The sequence below is a fragment of the Nocardioides marmoribigeumensis genome (assembly GCF_031458325.1).
GTDB lineage: Bacteria > Actinomycetota > Actinomycetes > Propionibacteriales > Nocardioidaceae > Marmoricola_A > Marmoricola_A marmoribigeumensis.
Genome location: NZ_JAVDYG010000001.1, coordinates 2595763 through 2610725, shown reverse-complemented (window position 1 = coordinate 2610725; position 14963 = coordinate 2595763). Strand labels below are relative to the sequence as shown.

Genomic DNA, 14963 nt, shown 5'->3' with positions numbered 1-14963 from the left:
GGGCGGGTCAGACTTCCTCGACCGAGGAGGGCTCACGCCGGGACAGGTCGATGCCGAGCTCCTCAGCGGCGCGGAAGACGTCGTCCTCCGCGTCCTTCATCTCGATCGCGGTGCCGTCCTGGGACAGGACCTCCACGTTGAGACAGAGGGACTGCATCTCCTTGACGAGCACCTTGAACGACTCGGGGATGCCGGAGTCGGGGATGTTCTCGCCCTTGACGATCGCCTCGTAGACCTTGACGCGACCGGGCACGTCGTCGGACTTGATCGTGAGCAGCTCCTGCAGGGCGTAGGCGGCGCCGTAGGCCTCCATCGCCCAGACCTCCATCTCGCCGAACCGCTGGCCGCCGAACTGGGCCTTGCCGCCCAGGGGCTGCTGCGTGATCATCGAGTAGGGGCCGGTCGACCGCGCGTGGATCTTGTCGTCGACCAGGTGGTGGAGCTTGAGGATGTACATGTAGCCCACCGAGACCGGGTCCGGGAACGGCTCGCCGGAGCGCCCGTCGAACAGGCGCGCCTTGCCGTTGCCGCCCACGGTGCGGATGCCGTCGCGGTTCTTCAGCGTCGAGCTGAGCAGACCCGTGATCTCGTCCTCACGTGCACCGTCGAAGACCGGCGTGGCGACGTTGGAGTCGGCCGGCGCCTCGTCCGCGGCGATCGAGATGAGGCGCTCCTTCCAGTCGTCGTCGGGGTTGTCGCCGTCGTACTCCGCGACGTCCCACCCGGTCTTGGCCAGCCAGCCCAGGTGGATCTCCAGGATCTGGCCGATGTTCATCCGGCCCGGCACGCCGAGCGGGTTGAGGATGACGTCGACCGGAGTGCCGTCCTCGAGGAACGGCATGTCCTCGACGGGGAGCACCTTGGAGATGACGCCCTTGTTGCCGTGACGACCGGCGAGCTTGTCACCCACGGAGATCTTGCGCTTCTGGGCGACGTAGACCCGGACCAGGCGGTTGACGCCCGGGGGCAGCTCGTCGCCGTTCTCACGGTCGAACTCGCGGACGCCGATGACCGTGCCGGACTCACCGTGCGGCACCTTCATCGAGGTGTCGCGCACCTCGCGCGCCTTCTCACCGAAGATCGCGCGGAGCAGGCGCTCCTCGGGGGTCAGCTCGGTCTCGCCCTTGGGCGTGACCTTGCCGACGAGGATGTCACCGGTGGTGACCTCGGCGCCGATGCGGATGATGCCGCGCTCGTCGAGGTCGGCCAGCATCTCCTCGGAGACGTTGGGGATGTCCCGGGTGATCTCCTCCGGACCCAGCTTGGTGTCGCGGGCGTCGACCTCGTGCTCCTCGATGTGGATCGAGGTGAGGACGTCCTCCTGCACCAGGCGCTGGCTGAGGATGATCGCGTCCTCGTAGTTGTGGCCCTGCCACGGCATGAAGGCGACCAGCAGGTTGCGGCCGAGCGCCATCTCGCCGTCGTCGGTGCAGGGGCCGTCGGCGATCGGCGAGCCGACCTCCAGGCGCGCGCCGGCCTCGACCAGCGGACGCTGGTTGATGCAGGTGCCCTGGTTGGAGCGACGGAACTTCTGCATCCGGTAGGTGCTGTAGGTGCCGTCGTCGTTCATCACCTCGATGGCGTCGGCCGAGACGGCCTGCACCACGCCGGCCTTGGACGCGGCGACCACGTCACCGGCGTCGACCGCGGCGCGGAACTCCATGCCGGTGCCGACGAGGGGGGCCTCGGACTGGATCAGCGGCACCGCCTGGCGCTGCATGTTGGAGCCCATGAGCGCGCGGTTGGCGTCGTCGTGCTCGAGGAACGGGATGAGCGCGGTCGCCACCGACACCATCTGGCGCGGCGAGACGTCCATGTAGTCGACCTCGTCGGCCGGGACGTCGACGGTCTCGCCGCCGCGGGTCCGGACGAGCACCCGCTCCTCGACGAAGTTGCCGTCGTCGTCGAGCACGGCGTTGGCCTGCGCGATGACGAAGCGGTCCTCCTCGTCGGCGGTGACGTAGACGACCTCGTCGGTGACGCGGCCGTTGACCACCTTGCGGTAGGGCGTCTCCACGAACCCGAACGGGTTGATCCGTCCGTAGGTCGACAGCGAGCCGATCAGGCCGATGTTGGGACCCTCGGGGGTCTCGATCGGGCACATGCGGCCGTAGTGCGAGTGGTGGACGTCGCGGACCTCGAAGCCGGCGCGGTCACGGGACAGACCGCCGGGGCCCAGCGCGGACAGGCGCCGCTTGTGGGTCAGGCCCGCGATCGGGTTGGTCTGGTCCATGAACTGCGAGAGCTGGGAGGTGCCGAAGAACTCCTTCAGCGCCGCCACCACGGGACGGATGTTGATCAGGGACTGGGGCGTGATCGCCTCGACGTCCTGGGTCGTCATCCGCTCGCGGACCACCCGCTCCATGCGGGCCAGGCCCGTGCGGAGCTGGTTCTGGATCAGCTCGCCGACCGTGCGCAGGCGACGGTTGCCGAAGTGGTCGATGTCGTCGGCGCGGACCTCGATCGTGCCCTGCGGGGCCTCGAGGGTGGCGTCGCCGGCGTGCAGGGCCACCAGGAACTTGATCGTGGCGACGATGTCGTCGACGGTCAGGGTCTGCTGGTCGAAGGCCTCGGTCAGACCGAGCTTCTTGTTGATCTTGTAGCGGCCGACCTTGGCCAGGTCGTAGCGCTTGCCGTTGAAGTAGTAGTTGTCCAGCAGCGTCTGCGCGGCCTCACGCGTCGGGGGCTCGCCCGGGCGCAGCTTGCGGTAGATGTCCAGCAGCGCCTCGTCCTGGGCCTCGGTGTGGTCCTTGTCGAGGGTCAGCGCGATCGACTCGTAGGGCTGCGGGTCGTTGTCGGGGCTGCGCGGGTCGCGGAACTCCTCGCGGATCTGCGCGTCGGTCCAGCCGAGCGCCTTGAGCAGCACCGTGGCGTTCTGCTTGCGCTTGCGGTCGAGGCGGACGCCGACCATGTCGCGCTTGTCGATCTCGAACTCCAGCCAGGCGCCCCGCGACGGGATCAGCTTGGCGGTGTAGATGTCCTTGTCGGACGTCTTGTCCGGGGTGCGCTCGAAGTAGACACCCGGCGAGCGGACGAGCTGGGACACCACGACCCGCTCGGTGCCGTTGATGATGAAGGTGCCCTTGTCGGTCATGAGCGGGAAGTCGCCCATGAAGACCGTCTGGCCCTTGATCTCACCGGTCTCGTTGTTGGTGAACTCCGCGGAGACGTAGAGCTGGGCCGCGTAGGTGAGGTCCTTCTCCTTGCACTCCTCGGTGGTGTACTTCGGGTCCATCATGACCGGCTCTTCGAACGAGAGCGACATGGTCTGGGAGAAGTCCTCGATCGGGGAGATCTCCTCGAAGATCTCCTGCAGCCCGGACTTGGGGCTGACGTCCTCGCCGGCGTCGGTGCGGGCCTGGACCTCGGTGTCCCACCGCTCGTTGCCGACCAGCCAGTCATAGCTGTTGGTCTGCAGGGCGAGCAGCTTGGGGACCTCGAGAGGCTCTGAGATCTTGGCGAAGGAGATGCGGCGGGGGGTGGAGCTGGCAGTGCTAGACGTGCGGCGCGAGGCGGCCAAGAGGCGTCCTTCCGGAGGCTCGGACTCATCGTGGGGGCGTTGCCCGGGCTCACCTGGTCGAGGACACACCAGTGTCCGGAGAGGGGAGGGTGGGCAGACGCAAAGAGCGACGATATCACCGCCGTGCACAAGGCACAACCGCAGAGAGCTCGCCTTCGTCGCCCCTGCGTGCCCGGACCTCCATATGACCGTCACGAGGAGCCATCAGCGGCTCGAGACCTCTGCCGAAAGGATGGGGGCCACCGGGGCGGCAGTCAAGCGAATCGCCCCAAACCGTGCCCCCGGTCCAGGACGGAGCGGGCTTCTCCCACCCGCGCGGGCGAGCCGCGGCGGGCTCGCTCAGTAGGAGCCGATGTCGTCCACGAGCCACGAGCCGCCCCGCAGGACCATGCTCAGCTCGACCCGGTTGAGGGCCACCTGGGGGTTCTTCTTGTTGGTCGCCACCGTGGTCTGGTCCACGAACACCAGGACGCGCACGTGGTCGGGCGTCGCGCGGACGACCGAGGAGGCGAGCACCTCGGTGGTGACCCGCGCCTTGAAGGTTCGGGCCGCCGGGGCCACGGCCTTGGTGAAGCTGTCGGAGTACTTCTTGACGAAGGCCGGCGTCATGAAGCGCTCGGCGGCGTCCTGGTCGGCGTCCAGCGTCTTGTAGTCGTAGGCCAGGATCGCCTCGGCCGCCCGCTCGGCCACCGAGGGCGCGGTCTCCTCGGCGTCGGTGACCTGGGCGGCCTCGCGGATCTGGGGGATGCCGCGGTTGCCCAGGAGCCCAGCCAGGCCCAGGCCGGTGAGGGCGAGGATGACCACCAAGGCGACCGCCAGCACGACCACCGTCGCGGTCGAGCCCCACCACCCGTCACCGGTCGGCTGCGGGCGCGGGCGGCGTACCTTCGTGCGCTTCGTCGGCTCTGTCGGCTTCGCGGGCTTCGTCAGGTCGACGGGCGCCTGCTCGTCCGGCGCGGCCTGGGGCGCCGGAGTCGCCGGGGTCGCCTGGGGCTCCGGGGTCGCCGGGGTCGCCGACTGGGCGGTGGGGGCCGGACGGCGCTCACCGGCGATGCGCCGGCGGCGGGGCGGAGGGAGCTGGCCGCTCATCTCACACCGCCTTCAGGTCGTCGACCAGCCAGGAGCCGTCGACGTTGACCATGGTGAGCTCCCAGCGCCAGTGCCGGACCACCGGCTGGCCACCGGAGACCCGCTGGGAGTCCGAGACGACCAGGACCTTCGCCGAGTCGGCGTCCAGGTCGGCGATCCCGACCAGCGGGATGCCGTCGTCGTCGTTGAGGACCTTGCCCCGGGAGGACAGGCCGAGCTGGGTGATGCCGCCGATGACGTCGTCCTTGGTGTCGGTGAACTCCTTGCGGAACTTCGTCGAGAGCAGGGGCGTCACCGCGTCGACGTAGGCCTGGGGATGCTTCGGGTCGATGGTGTTCCAGGTGGAGGTGAACCTCGCCGCCGCCTGCACCACCTCGGCGCGGGCGGTGTCGTCCGCCTCGATGTCGGCCGAGCGGCTGCGCATCCAGAGCCCGGCGGCCAGTCCCCCGGCCAGGGCCAGGACGCACAGCACCGCCAGGGCGGTCGCGAGTCGAGGTCGTCTGCGCCGGCCCGTCACGGGAGAACCGGCTGCAGGAGCAGCTGCATCCACGACTGGTCACCGTACTGGGCGGCCGAACCGCCGGTGTAGGCGACCTGCGGCGTGGAGGCGTCGTCGGCGTAGCTGAACGTCCCCGAGGCGCGGTCGTAGGTGCCGATGACCGGGGCGTCCACTCCGGGCTGGCCGGCCTCGCCGAAGGGCGCCACGCGCGGCGCGTTCTGCGCACCACGGGGGTTGCTCTGCGTGGCCGGCTCGCTGCACCGGGCGTTCTCGTTCATCGGGACGTTGCCGGTGTTCTGCTTCCCGTCGGGCGGCCGGCGGTTGGTGCCCTCGTAGCCCCGCGTGCAGACCGGCGGGTCGTTGGTGGTGACGAGCCCGAAGTGGGCGTTGTAGGGGCCGTTGCCCACCTTGTCCACGACCGTGAAGCCGCCCGCGACGACGTAGGGGTAGAGGATCAGCGTCATCCGGATGCCGGCGAGGTTCTTGACCTGCACCTCGCCGGTCGTGACCAGGTTGCTCACGAGCTTGCCGAGGTCGACCTTGTTCTCCTCCAGGAAGCTGCGCAGCTCGTTGGCGGTGGCCGAGCCGTTGGCGATCACCTTGCGCAGGTCACCGTCGGAGGAGGCCAGGGTGTCGGAGAACGCCGCGAGGTCGCGCGCGAAGCTCTGGATCGCCGAGGCCTTGTCGAGCTGGGTGGTGAGGACCACGTTGCTGTCGCGCAGCAGCTGGCGGGTGATGTCGAGGTTGTCGCTGGCGGCCCGGATGAAGGAGTCCTGCGAGTCGATCAGGGTGCCGAGGTCCCGTCCGCCGCCCTTGAAGGCCTGCCCGAACTCGCTCACGACGGTGCTCAGGTCCTGCTTGGGGACCGAGTTGACCAGCTTCTGGGTGTTGTCGAGCCACTCCGTGGGCTGGATCGGGATCTGCGTGGCCGACTGGGCGATCTCGGAGCCCTCCTTGAGGTAGGGCTTGTCGTTGGAGAACGGCTGGAGCTCGACGTACTGCTCACCGACCGCCGAGCGGTTGCCCACGATCGCGTCGGTCTTGGCCGGGATGCTGTCGTGCTGGTTCTCGATCGCGAGGTTGACGTCGACCCCCTGGTCGGTCAGCTTGAGCGAGTCGACGCGGCCGATGGTGAGACCGCGGTAGGTCACCTCGGCCCCGGCGAAGATGCCACCGCTGTCGGCGAAGTGCGCGGTGACCTCGTAGGAGTCGTCGAGCACCAGACGGTCGAGCTGGGCGTACTTCGCCCCCACGAACGAGACCCCGAAGAGGGTGATCGCCAAGAAGATGACCAGCTGGATCTTGGTGCGCCTGGTGATCATCGGCCCAGCACCCCCCAGCCGATCAGAGCGGTGAGCTCGGTGTCGATCGTGCCGGGCACGTGCTCGGCGGTCGGCACCGTCCTGGTCGGCCCCACCGCGGCGCGACCCACGCCGAGGCCGCCGAGGAGGCCGCCGTCGCCGCCCGAGCCGCCACCACCGGTGCCCGGCAGGACGGTCGTCGGCAGCTTGGTCGGCAGCTTGGTCGGCAGCTTGGTCGGCAGCTTGGTCGGGAGACCGCCGGGGAGGCAGACCTGGGTCTGGGGCAGGCAGGTCGGAGTGCCGCCGCCGTTGCCTCCCTCGTCCGCACCGCCCAGGCTCGCCGGGTTGACGTCGAGGTTGACCGACAGGTTGGTGTAGTCGCCCATGTGGAGGTCCCTCGCCTGGGCGGCGGTCTTGCCGACCACGGCGTCGATGAACGGGTAGGTCAGGAACACCTGGAGCGCCTTGGGGAACGCGTCGCCGGCGGCGACGAAGCCCCGCAGGGTGGGCAGCAGCGAGTTGAGGCTGTCGATCGTGCCCTGCTTGGAGGCCAGGATCACCTTGGTCGCGGTGCCGCTGAGGTTGGCGAGGGCGCGCAGCATCTTGATCAGGTCCTTGCGCTGGCCCTCGACCGTGCGGATCGCGCCGGGCAGCTCGCGGAGCGCGAGGTCGAGAGTGTCGGTGTTGGCGTTGACCGACCTGGACAGCGTGTCGACCTGCTCGAGCGCGGTGACGATCTGGTTCTTGCTGCCGTCGAGCTGGGTCATGAAGGTCCGCAGCTGGCGCAGGACGTCCCTGACCGTGCCCGTGCGGCCGTCGAGGGCCTTGTTGAGCTCCTCGTTGATGATCTTGAGCTGGCCCACGCCACCGCCGTTGAGCAGCAGGGACAGCGCCCCCAGCACCTCCTCGACCTCGACGTTGCGGCCCGAGTGGTCCAGGCCGATGACGTCGCCGTCGCCCAGCAGGTTGGGGGACGGGTTCTGGTCGGGAGTCTTGAGCGAGACGAACTTCTCGCCCAGGAGGCTGGTCTGGCGGATCTCGGCCTCGGCGTTGTCCGGCAGCTTGGTGTCCCTGCGGACCAGCAGGGTCACGACGGCCTTGTAGCCCTTGAGCTGGACGTCCTCGACACGACCCACGGCGATGTCGTCGACCCGCACGGCCGACTGTGGCACCAGGTCGAGCACGTCACGGAACTCCACCTTGACGTGGTAGGGGTTGTCGCCGACGTCGGCTCCTCCGGGCAGCGGGAGGTCGTAGACCTGGAAGTCACAGCCGGAGAGCAGCAGGGCACCGCTCGCGGCCAGGGCGGCGGCGGCCCGACGGGAGAAGCGGCGGTTCATCGCGACCCCCCGAGGATGCCGGCGAGCGTGCGGTCGACGTACTCGACCTCGATGGGCTTGCGGTCCGCCGGTGCGGCCTGCGCGCCGGGCGAGGTGCGCCCGAGGGCGCCCTGGATCTGGTCGCAGACCTGACCCTTGGGGTCGGCCGTGACGACCAGCCCGCACAGGACGTCGGCCGGGTCCTGCGTGGCGAAGTCGAGGTTCTTGCCGAGGTTGCTGCGGGTGTCGAGCGTGCCGGCCGACGGGTTGTAGGTGTGGTAGAGGTTCGCCAGCGCCGTCGGGGCGACGTGCAGCACCTCGTCGAGCGCCTTGCGCTGCTTGACCAGGATGTCGGTGACCTTGACCAGCCCCTTGATGTTGCGCGTGAGGCCCTGCCGGTTGTCCTTGACGAAGGTGCGCACCTCGGTCATCGCCGTGGCGAGGTTGCGCAGCGCCGCGGCGAGGTCCTTGCGCTCGTCGGAGAGCAGGTCGGAGGCGGAGGCCAGGCTGTCGTTGAAGTCGCGGACGGTCTGGTCGTTGTCGGCCAGGGCCTGCACGAACACCTCGATCTGACGGGTCGCGCCGAACAGCTCCTCCTTGTTGTTGTCCAGCGTGGAGGTGAACTTCGACAGGTTGCGGATGGTCTCGTTGAACTGCTTGCCCTGGCCACCGAAGTTGCGGGCGGTCGACTGCAGCAGGCGCGTGAGCGCGCCCTCCTTGTTGGCCCCGTCCGGGCCGAGGCCGACGGCGAGGTCGTTGAGGTTCTGGTAGATCTGGTCGAGCTCGAGCGGCACCGCCGTGCGGTCGCTGCCCAGCTTGGCGTTGTCCTCCATCACCGGCCCGCCCTTGTAGACCGGCGTGAACTGCACGAATCGGTCGCCCACGACGGACGGCGCGATGATCGCGGCCTTGGCGGTCGCCGGGATCTTGACGTTCTCGTCGTAGGACATGACGACCTTGACCGTGGTGCCGGTGGGGGTGACCGAGTCGATCTGGCCGACCTTGACGCCCAGCACTCGGACGTCGGAGCCCTCGTAGACCGACACCGTGCGCGGGAAGTCAGCGGTGACCGTCTTCTGGCCGCCGCCACCCTTGGCGAAGGTCGCGACAGCGGCGATCACGATGACGCCGACGACGAGCAGGGGCAGGATCCGGGCGAGACCGGAGCCGCGGGGCAGGGAGATCGCCACGTCAGCCACCCGCCCCGGTGCCGGGAGCCGGCGGGAGGTTCTTGATGATCGTGTCGAACCACGGCCCGTTGCCCAGCGTGTTGGCGAAGACCCGGTAGAACGGCGCCAGCAGTCGGAGGCTCGAGTCGAGGTTCTCCTGGTTGGCGTTGAGCAGGTCCACCACTCCCTGGAGCTGGTCGAGGGCGGGCTTGAGGTCGGCCCGGGACTGGCGCACCAGCGTGGTGAGCTCCTGGGACAGGTTGGCGGTCGCCTTGAGCAGGTTGCTCACCGCCTGGCGGCGGGCGACCAGCGCGCGGAAGAGGACGTCGCCGTCCTTCATCAGCGCGACGATGTCGTCCTTGCGGTCGCCGAGCACCTGCGAGACGTCGTCGAGGTTGCGCAGCAGCTCGTTGAGCTGGTCGTCGCGGGAGGCGACGGTCTGCGAGAGCGCCGAGACGCCCTTCAGCGCCGACTTGAACTCCTCGGGCGTGTTGCGGGTCACCGCAGCCAGGGTGTCGAACGCGGTCGCGAGCTGCTTGGTGTCGATGCGCTCCGACCTCTCCGCCAGGCCCTCGAACACCTCGACCACGTCGTACGGCGAGCTCGTGCGCGAGACCGGGATGTCCGTCCCCTCCGCGAGCTGGCCGGGCCCGGCCGGCTTGAGCGCCAGGAACATGCTGCCGAGGATCGTCTTGACCTTGATCTCGGCGCCGGTCTCCTTGCCGAACTGCGCGCTGTTGTCGACCTGGAACTTCACCCTCACCCGAGAGCCCTTGAGCTCCACCGAGCGGACCTTGCCGACCCGGACGCCCGCGATGCGGACCTCGTCGTTGGGCTTGAGCCCGCCGGCCTCGCTGAACGAGGCGTAGTAGGTGTCGCCACCGCCGATCACCGGCAGGTCGCCCGCCTTGAACGCGACCACCAGGAGAGCGGCGATCACGGCGAGGCTGATGGCCCCGATGGTGACGGGGTTGCGCTCACGGAACGGGACGCTCATCCGATGTGGCACCTCTCCGTGTTGGTCTCGTAGGCCGGCAGCTCGATCGGCCGCGACCCCGGGAGCACGACCTGCCCCTTGAACTCGCAGAGGTAGAAGTTGAACCAGGAGCCGTAGATCGCGGTGCGACCGACCTTCTGCAGCTTGACCGGCAGGACGCCGAGGGCACGGTTGACCTCGCCGCGGTTGCGGTTGATCGTGCCAGCCAGCTTGCGGACCTGCTTGATGTCGCCGACGAGCCCGGGACGGACCCCCTGCACCAGGTCGCTGGTCTGGACGGCGAGCGAGGAGATCGAGTCCAGGGATCCGAGGATCGCCTGCCGGTCGTCCTTGAGGCCGCCGACGAAGCGGCGGAACTGGATGATCAGGTCGGACAGCTGCTGGTCGCGGTCGCCGACCGTGCGCAGCGTGCGGTTGAGGTCGGCGATGAGGTTGCCGATCAGCTGGTCGCGGCTCGCGAGCGTGTTGGTCACCGACGCCGTCCGGGCCAGGAGGCCCTCGAGGGTGCCGCCCTCGCCCTGGAAGACCTGGATGATCTGGTAGGCGAACTTGTTGATGTCGGACGGCGTGAGCGCGGCGAAGAGCGGCTTGAAGCCGTTGAACAGCACGGTGAGGTCGAGCGCGGGCGTGGTCCGCGACTCCGGGATGGTGCCGTTCTCCTGCAGCGGCGCGGGTGAGCCCGCTCCCTCGGCGAGCGAGATGTAGCGCTGTCCGACGAGGTTGCGGTAGCGGATCGTCGCGTAGGTCGCCCCGGTCAGCTTGGTCGTGCTCTGCACGTCGAAGTCCACCAGCGCCTTGGTGCGGTTGAGGATCTTGACCCCCGCGACGCTGCCGACCTTGACCCCGGCCACGCGCACGTCGTCGCCCTTGGCCACGCCGGTGACGTCGCTGAAGACGGCCTTGTAGTGCGTCTTGTCCCCGAAGGAGACGTTGCCGATGGTCAGGGCGAGCAGGCCCGTGGCCAGCGTCGTGACGACCACGAAGATGATCAGGCGGATCGAGTCGCCGGCGGTCTGCTTGTCGATGAACCTCATCTGACGTCCAGCTCCATCCCTCGTGCGAGCGGGCCGAGCAGCAGCGTGGTGACGTCGGGGACGTCGTCGACCGGGACCCCGAGCACCGGCGACGCGGCCGCGCCGATCAGCAGCTTCTCCCGGGAGGTGCCGCCGACCGCGTCGCCGACCGGCACACGCTTGCCGAAGTTGTAGTCGGAGCCGTCCTCGATCCGAGGGATGTACTTCCCCCGGAACGGGTGGTCCTGGCCGAAGCCACCGTTGATCGCCCTGCGGAGCGCGTTGCAGTAGGGGAACGGCCCGCGGTTGTCGGTGTACTGCGGGCGGTCGCTCGGGGTGTAGCCCCGCGGCTCCTTGCGCAGCGGCTCGAGGATGATGTGCAGCGTCTTGTCGCGGAAGGCCTCTTCCTGCAGCGGGATCGCCGCGACGATGCCCTTGATGAAGCAGGAGTACTGCGGGCTGTAGCGCGCCAGCAGCGGGAGGATCCGCTGCCCCTGGTCAGCGAGCGTGACGAGGTTGTCGCCGTTCTTGTCCAGGAACGCCTTGGCCGTGCCGCTGAAGCCGGCCACGTCGGTGAACAGCGCCTTGATCTGCTGGTCCTTGGTCTCCAGCGTGTTGGTCGTCTTGACCGAGTTGCGCAGCAGCCGAGCGAGCTCGGGCACCACGCTGTTGTAGGTCTGCGAGACCTTGCCGAGCTTGACGACGTTGTCGATCAGGTCCGGCACGTCGGGGTTGAACTGCCGCAGGTAGCTGTCGAGGGTCTCGAGGCTGTTGCCGAGCTTGTCGCCGCGACCCTCCAGCGCGTTGGAGATCGCGGTGAGCGTGTAGTTCAGGTCGATCGGTCGCACGGCACGCAGCAGCGGGAAGAGGTCGTTGAGGACGGCCTCCAGCTCGATCGAGACGTCGGTGCGCTTGATCGTGTCGCCGGCCTTGATCGTGCCCTGGGGGTCCTTCGGGACCTGGAGCGCGACGTACTTCTCGCCGAAGAGGGTCTTGGGCAGGATCTGCGCCGTGACGTTCTCCGGGATCGTGCTGGTCTGGTCGGGGTAGAGGCCCAGGGTCAGCTCGGCCCCGTCGCCGTCGGTGACGACCTTGAGCACCTCGCCGACGAGGACGCCACGAATCTTGACGTCGGCACGGGAGGGCAGCGAGAGGCCGATCTTGGAGGACTCGAGGGTCACCTCGTCGTAGCTGCTGAACTTCTTGGTGAAGACCGCGTAGGTCAGCCACACGAAGAGGATCACCAGCGCGATGAACGCCGCGCCGAAGACGCGGGGGCCCGAGGCCGAGAGGAGCTTGCGCATGCCCGCTACCCCGCCAGCCTGACGGTGGTCGTGGTGCCCCAGATCGCCATCGACAGCAGCAGGTCGATCACGTTGATCGCGACGATGGAGGTCCGGACGGCACGCCCCACGGCGACGCCCACACCGGCCGGGCCACCGCTGGCGTTGTAGCCGTAGTAGCAGTGGATGAGGATCACCACGACGGCGAAGACGAGGATCTTGCCGAAGGACCACAGCACGTCGCCCGGGGGCAGGAAGAGGTGGAAGTAGTGGTCGTAGGTGCCGGCCGACTGGCCGAAGAACTTGGTGACCGTCAGCCTCGTCGCGAAGTACGACGACAGCAGGCCGACGGTGTAGAGCGGCACGACCGCGATCAGCCCTCCGACGATGCGGGTCGTGACAAGGAACGGCAGGGAGGGGATCGCCATCACCTCGAGGGCGTCGACCTCCTCGGAGATCCGCATGGCGCCGAGCTGGGCGGTGAACCCGCAGCCGACCGTCGCGGCGAGCGCGATGCCGGCCACGAGCGGTGCGATCTCACGGGTGTTGAAGTAGGCCGAGACGAAGCCGGAGAAGGCCGAGGTGCCGAGCTGGTTGAGGGCGGCGTAGCCCTGCAGGCCGACCTCGGTGCCGGTGAAGAACGCCATCATCGTGATGACGCCGATGGTGCCGCCGATGACCGCGAGCGATCCCGAGCCGAGGGCGACCTCGGCGAGGAGGCGGGCGATCTCCTTCTTGTAGCGCCGGATGGACCGAGGGGTCCAGGCGAGCGCCCTGATGTAGAAGCTCATCTGGTCGCCGAGGCTGTCCAGCGACTTCAGGGGCTTGCCCGCGAGAGCCTTCATGTCTGCCATGTCTCGTCCCTCACCCTGTCTTCGGCGGGACGAGCTGGAAGTAGATCGCGCTCATCACGAAGTTGACGATGAACAGCAGGAGGAAGGTGATGACGACCGCCTCGTTGACGGCATCACCCACTCCCTTGGGGCCGCCGCCGGCGTTCATGCCCTTGTAGGCCGCGACGATGGCCGCGATCAGGCCGAACACCAGCGCCTTGGCCATGCCCTGCCACAGGTCGGGCAGCTGGGCGAGCGCGGTGAAGCTCGCCAGGTAGGACCCTGGTGTGCCGTCCTGGAGGATCACGTTGAAGACGTAGCCGCCGATGACACCGACGACGCTGACCAGGCCGTTGAGGAACACCGCGACGAACATGCACGCGAGCACACGGGGCACGACCAGGCGGTGGATCGGGTCGATGCCCAGCACCATCATCGCGTCGAGCTCCTCGCGGATCTTGCGGGCACCGAGGTCGGCCGCGATCGCCGAGCCGCCCGCCCCGGCGATCAGCAGCGAGGTGGCGATCGGGCCCGCCTCGCGCACGACGGCCAGGACCGAGGCGGAGCCGGTGAACGACTGCGCGCCGAACTGCTTGATCAGGCCGCCCACCTGCAGCGCGATGACCGCGCCGAACGGGATGGCGACCAGCGCGGTCGGGATGATCGTCACCGAGGCGATGAACCAGGCCTGCTGGAGGAACTCACGCCACTGGAACGGGCGCTTGAAGAGTCCTCGACCGACGTCGAGACCGAAGGCGAAGAGCTTGCCCGCGGTCCCGACCGGTCGGAGGACGCGTGCGGAGGTGATGGACGACATCTGACCTCAGGAACCCGGCGCCAGGCCGGCGTTGGAGGACTCGAACGACCCGGGCGGCGGGGTGATGCCGTTCTCCTTGCACCAGGAGCCGGGCTCGCGCTGGCTGCGCCGCGGGATGCCGTTGGTCGGCTCGATCTGCTTCGGGATGGGCGGGAGAGGCGGCAGGTCCTGGCCCTTCTCGGCCTCGAGCTCGTCGGCGTCCTTCTCCTCGGACATGCCGATCGGGCCGACGCGCTGGGCGTTGAGGAACTGACGGACCACCGGCTCCTCCGAGGCCAGCAGCATCTCGCGCGGACCGAACATCGCCAGGTGCTTGTGGTAGAGCAGGCCGATGTTGTCCGGCACCGTGCGGGCGGTGTTGATGTCGTGGGTGACGATGAGGAACGTCGCGTCGATCTGCGCGTTGAGGTCGATGATCAGCTGGTTGAGGAACGCGGTGCGGACCGGGTCGAGGCCGGAGTCCGGCTCATCGAAGAGCACGATCTCGGGGTCGAGGACCAGCGCACGCGCCAGGCCGGCCCGCTTGCGCATGCCGCCGGAGATCTCACCGGGGAGCTTGTCCTCGGCGCCGAGGAGGCCGACCAGGTCCATCTTCTCCATCACGATGGACTTGATCTCGGACTCGCTCTTCTTGGTGTGCTCGCGCAGCGGGAAGGCGACGTTGTCGTAGAGGTTCATCGAGCCGAACATCGCGCCGTCCTGGAACAGCACGCCGAAGAGCTTGCGGATCTCGTAGAGCTCGGCCTCGGGGCAGGTCGCGATGTCGGTGCCCTGGATGATGATGCTTCCCCGGTCGGGCTTGAGCAGCCCGATGATGGTCTTGAGGAGCACGGACTTGCCGGTGCCGGACGGCCCGAGCATGACCGAGATCTCGCCGGCGGGGATCGTCAGGGTCACGTCGCCCCAGATGAGCTGCTTGCCGAACTGCTTGGTCAGGTTGTTGACCTGGATCTCGGTCCCCATCGGCTCTCCTCCGTGTGTTCCGGCCTCGTGGCAGGCGACAGCGCAGACTCGCGCCACGAGTACTAACGGGTAACTTGCCCTGACGTTACGGGTGGAAACCCCTGGTCGTGCACGAAAAACCTAGACGAACCAGGGCCCTCTGTCCGGGAAAAGCAAAGAG

Annotated in this window: 12 protein-coding genes; all 12 read right to left on the bottom strand. The window is 68.5% G+C overall.

Features of this window, described 5'->3' with window-relative positions; all coding sequences use genetic code 11:
• Window positions 1-7: 7 nt before the first annotated feature.
• The 12 genes from rpoB to J2S63_RS12420 all read right to left on the bottom strand — a co-directional run bounded on the left by rpoB (window position 8) and on the right by J2S63_RS12420 (window position 14803).
• On the bottom strand, window positions 8-3520 hold the full coding sequence (gene rpoB, locus J2S63_RS12475) for a DNA-directed RNA polymerase subunit beta (protein WP_310302605.1): 3513 nt from the start codon (window positions 3518-3520) through the stop codon (window positions 8-10).
• A gap of 339 nt (window positions 3521-3859) precedes the next feature.
• Window positions 3860-4609 (bottom strand): hypothetical protein, encoded by a 750-nt coding sequence (locus J2S63_RS12470; RefSeq protein WP_310302602.1) that lies wholly within the window; start codon window positions 4607-4609, stop codon window positions 3860-3862.
• 1 nt (window position 4610) lies between these two features.
• The gene (locus J2S63_RS12465; protein WP_310302599.1) at window positions 4611-5126 is read right to left on the bottom strand and encodes a hypothetical protein; all 516 of its coding nucleotides are present in this window, start codon (window positions 5124-5126) and stop codon (window positions 4611-4613) included.
• A complete protein-coding gene (locus J2S63_RS12460) occupies window positions 5123-6430 on the bottom strand; it encodes an MCE family protein (protein ID WP_310302596.1) in 1308 nt (435 codons plus the stop codon). Before J2S63_RS12460 ends, J2S63_RS12465 begins: the two co-directional genes overlap by 4 nt.
• Entirely contained in the window at window positions 6427-7749 is a 1323-nt protein-coding gene (locus J2S63_RS12455) for an MCE family protein (RefSeq protein WP_310302593.1), read from the bottom strand. The genes J2S63_RS12460 and J2S63_RS12455 overlap by 4 nt, the downstream gene beginning before the upstream one ends.
• On the bottom strand, window positions 7746-8918 hold the full coding sequence (locus J2S63_RS12450) for an MCE family protein (protein WP_310302589.1): 1173 nt from the start codon (window positions 8916-8918) through the stop codon (window positions 7746-7748). The genes J2S63_RS12455 and J2S63_RS12450 overlap by 4 nt, the downstream gene beginning before the upstream one ends.
• Before the next feature lies 1 nt (window position 8919).
• On the bottom strand, window positions 8920-9894 hold the full coding sequence (locus J2S63_RS12445; protein WP_310302586.1) for an MCE family protein: 975 nt from the start codon (window positions 9892-9894) through the stop codon (window positions 8920-8922).
• The gene (locus J2S63_RS12440) at window positions 9891-10928 is read right to left on the bottom strand and encodes an MCE family protein (protein WP_310302583.1); all 1038 of its coding nucleotides are present in this window, start codon (window positions 10926-10928) and stop codon (window positions 9891-9893) included. Before J2S63_RS12440 ends, J2S63_RS12445 begins: the two co-directional genes overlap by 4 nt.
• Window positions 10925-12211 (bottom strand): MCE family protein, encoded by a 1287-nt coding sequence (locus J2S63_RS12435; protein ID WP_310302580.1) that lies wholly within the window; start codon window positions 12209-12211, stop codon window positions 10925-10927. The genes J2S63_RS12440 and J2S63_RS12435 overlap by 4 nt, the downstream gene beginning before the upstream one ends.
• Window positions 12212-12216: 5 nt before the next feature.
• On the bottom strand, window positions 12217-13044 hold the full coding sequence (locus J2S63_RS12430; protein WP_310302577.1) for an MlaE family ABC transporter permease: 828 nt from the start codon (window positions 13042-13044) through the stop codon (window positions 12217-12219).
• Window positions 13045-13054: 10 nt separating this feature from the next.
• Complete coding sequence (locus tag J2S63_RS12425) at window positions 13055-13840, bottom strand: MlaE family ABC transporter permease (RefSeq protein ID WP_310302574.1); 786 nt, start codon at window positions 13838-13840, stop codon at window positions 13055-13057.
• 6 nt (window positions 13841-13846) lie between these two features.
• Window positions 13847-14803 (bottom strand): ABC transporter ATP-binding protein, encoded by a 957-nt coding sequence (locus tag J2S63_RS12420; RefSeq protein WP_310302571.1) that lies wholly within the window; start codon window positions 14801-14803, stop codon window positions 13847-13849.
• Window positions 14804-14963 lie beyond the last annotated feature (160 nt).

What these genes read in the sequence shown, in the direction of transcription:
- J2S63_RS12420 (WP_310302571.1), bottom strand. Translation starts at nt 14,803, where the DNA reads ATGGGGACCGAGATCCAGGTCAACAACCTGACCAAGCAGTTCGGCAAG.
- J2S63_RS12460 (WP_310302596.1), bottom strand. Translation starts at nt 6,430, where the DNA reads ATGATCACCAGGCGCACCAAGATCCAGCTGGTCATCTTCTTGGCGATC.
- J2S63_RS12425 (WP_310302574.1), bottom strand. Translation starts at nt 13,840, where the DNA reads ATGTCGTCCATCACCTCCGCACGCGTCCTCCGACCGGTCGGGACCGCG.
- J2S63_RS12440 (WP_310302583.1), bottom strand. Translation starts at nt 10,928, where the DNA reads ATGAGGTTCATCGACAAGCAGACCGCCGGCGACTCGATCCGCCTGATC.
- J2S63_RS12445 (WP_310302586.1), bottom strand. Translation starts at nt 9,894, where the DNA reads ATGAGCGTCCCGTTCCGTGAGCGCAACCCCGTCACCATCGGGGCCATC.
- J2S63_RS12470 (WP_310302602.1), bottom strand. Translation starts at nt 4,609, where the DNA reads ATGAGCGGCCAGCTCCCTCCGCCCCGCCGCCGGCGCATCGCCGGTGAG.
- J2S63_RS12430 (WP_310302577.1), bottom strand. Translation starts at nt 13,044, where the DNA reads ATGGCAGACATGAAGGCTCTCGCGGGCAAGCCCCTGAAGTCGCTGGAC.
- J2S63_RS12455 (WP_310302593.1), bottom strand. Translation starts at nt 7,749, where the DNA reads ATGAACCGCCGCTTCTCCCGTCGGGCCGCCGCCGCCCTGGCCGCGAGC.
- J2S63_RS12435 (WP_310302580.1), bottom strand. Translation starts at nt 12,211, where the DNA reads ATGCGCAAGCTCCTCTCGGCCTCGGGCCCCCGCGTCTTCGGCGCGGCG.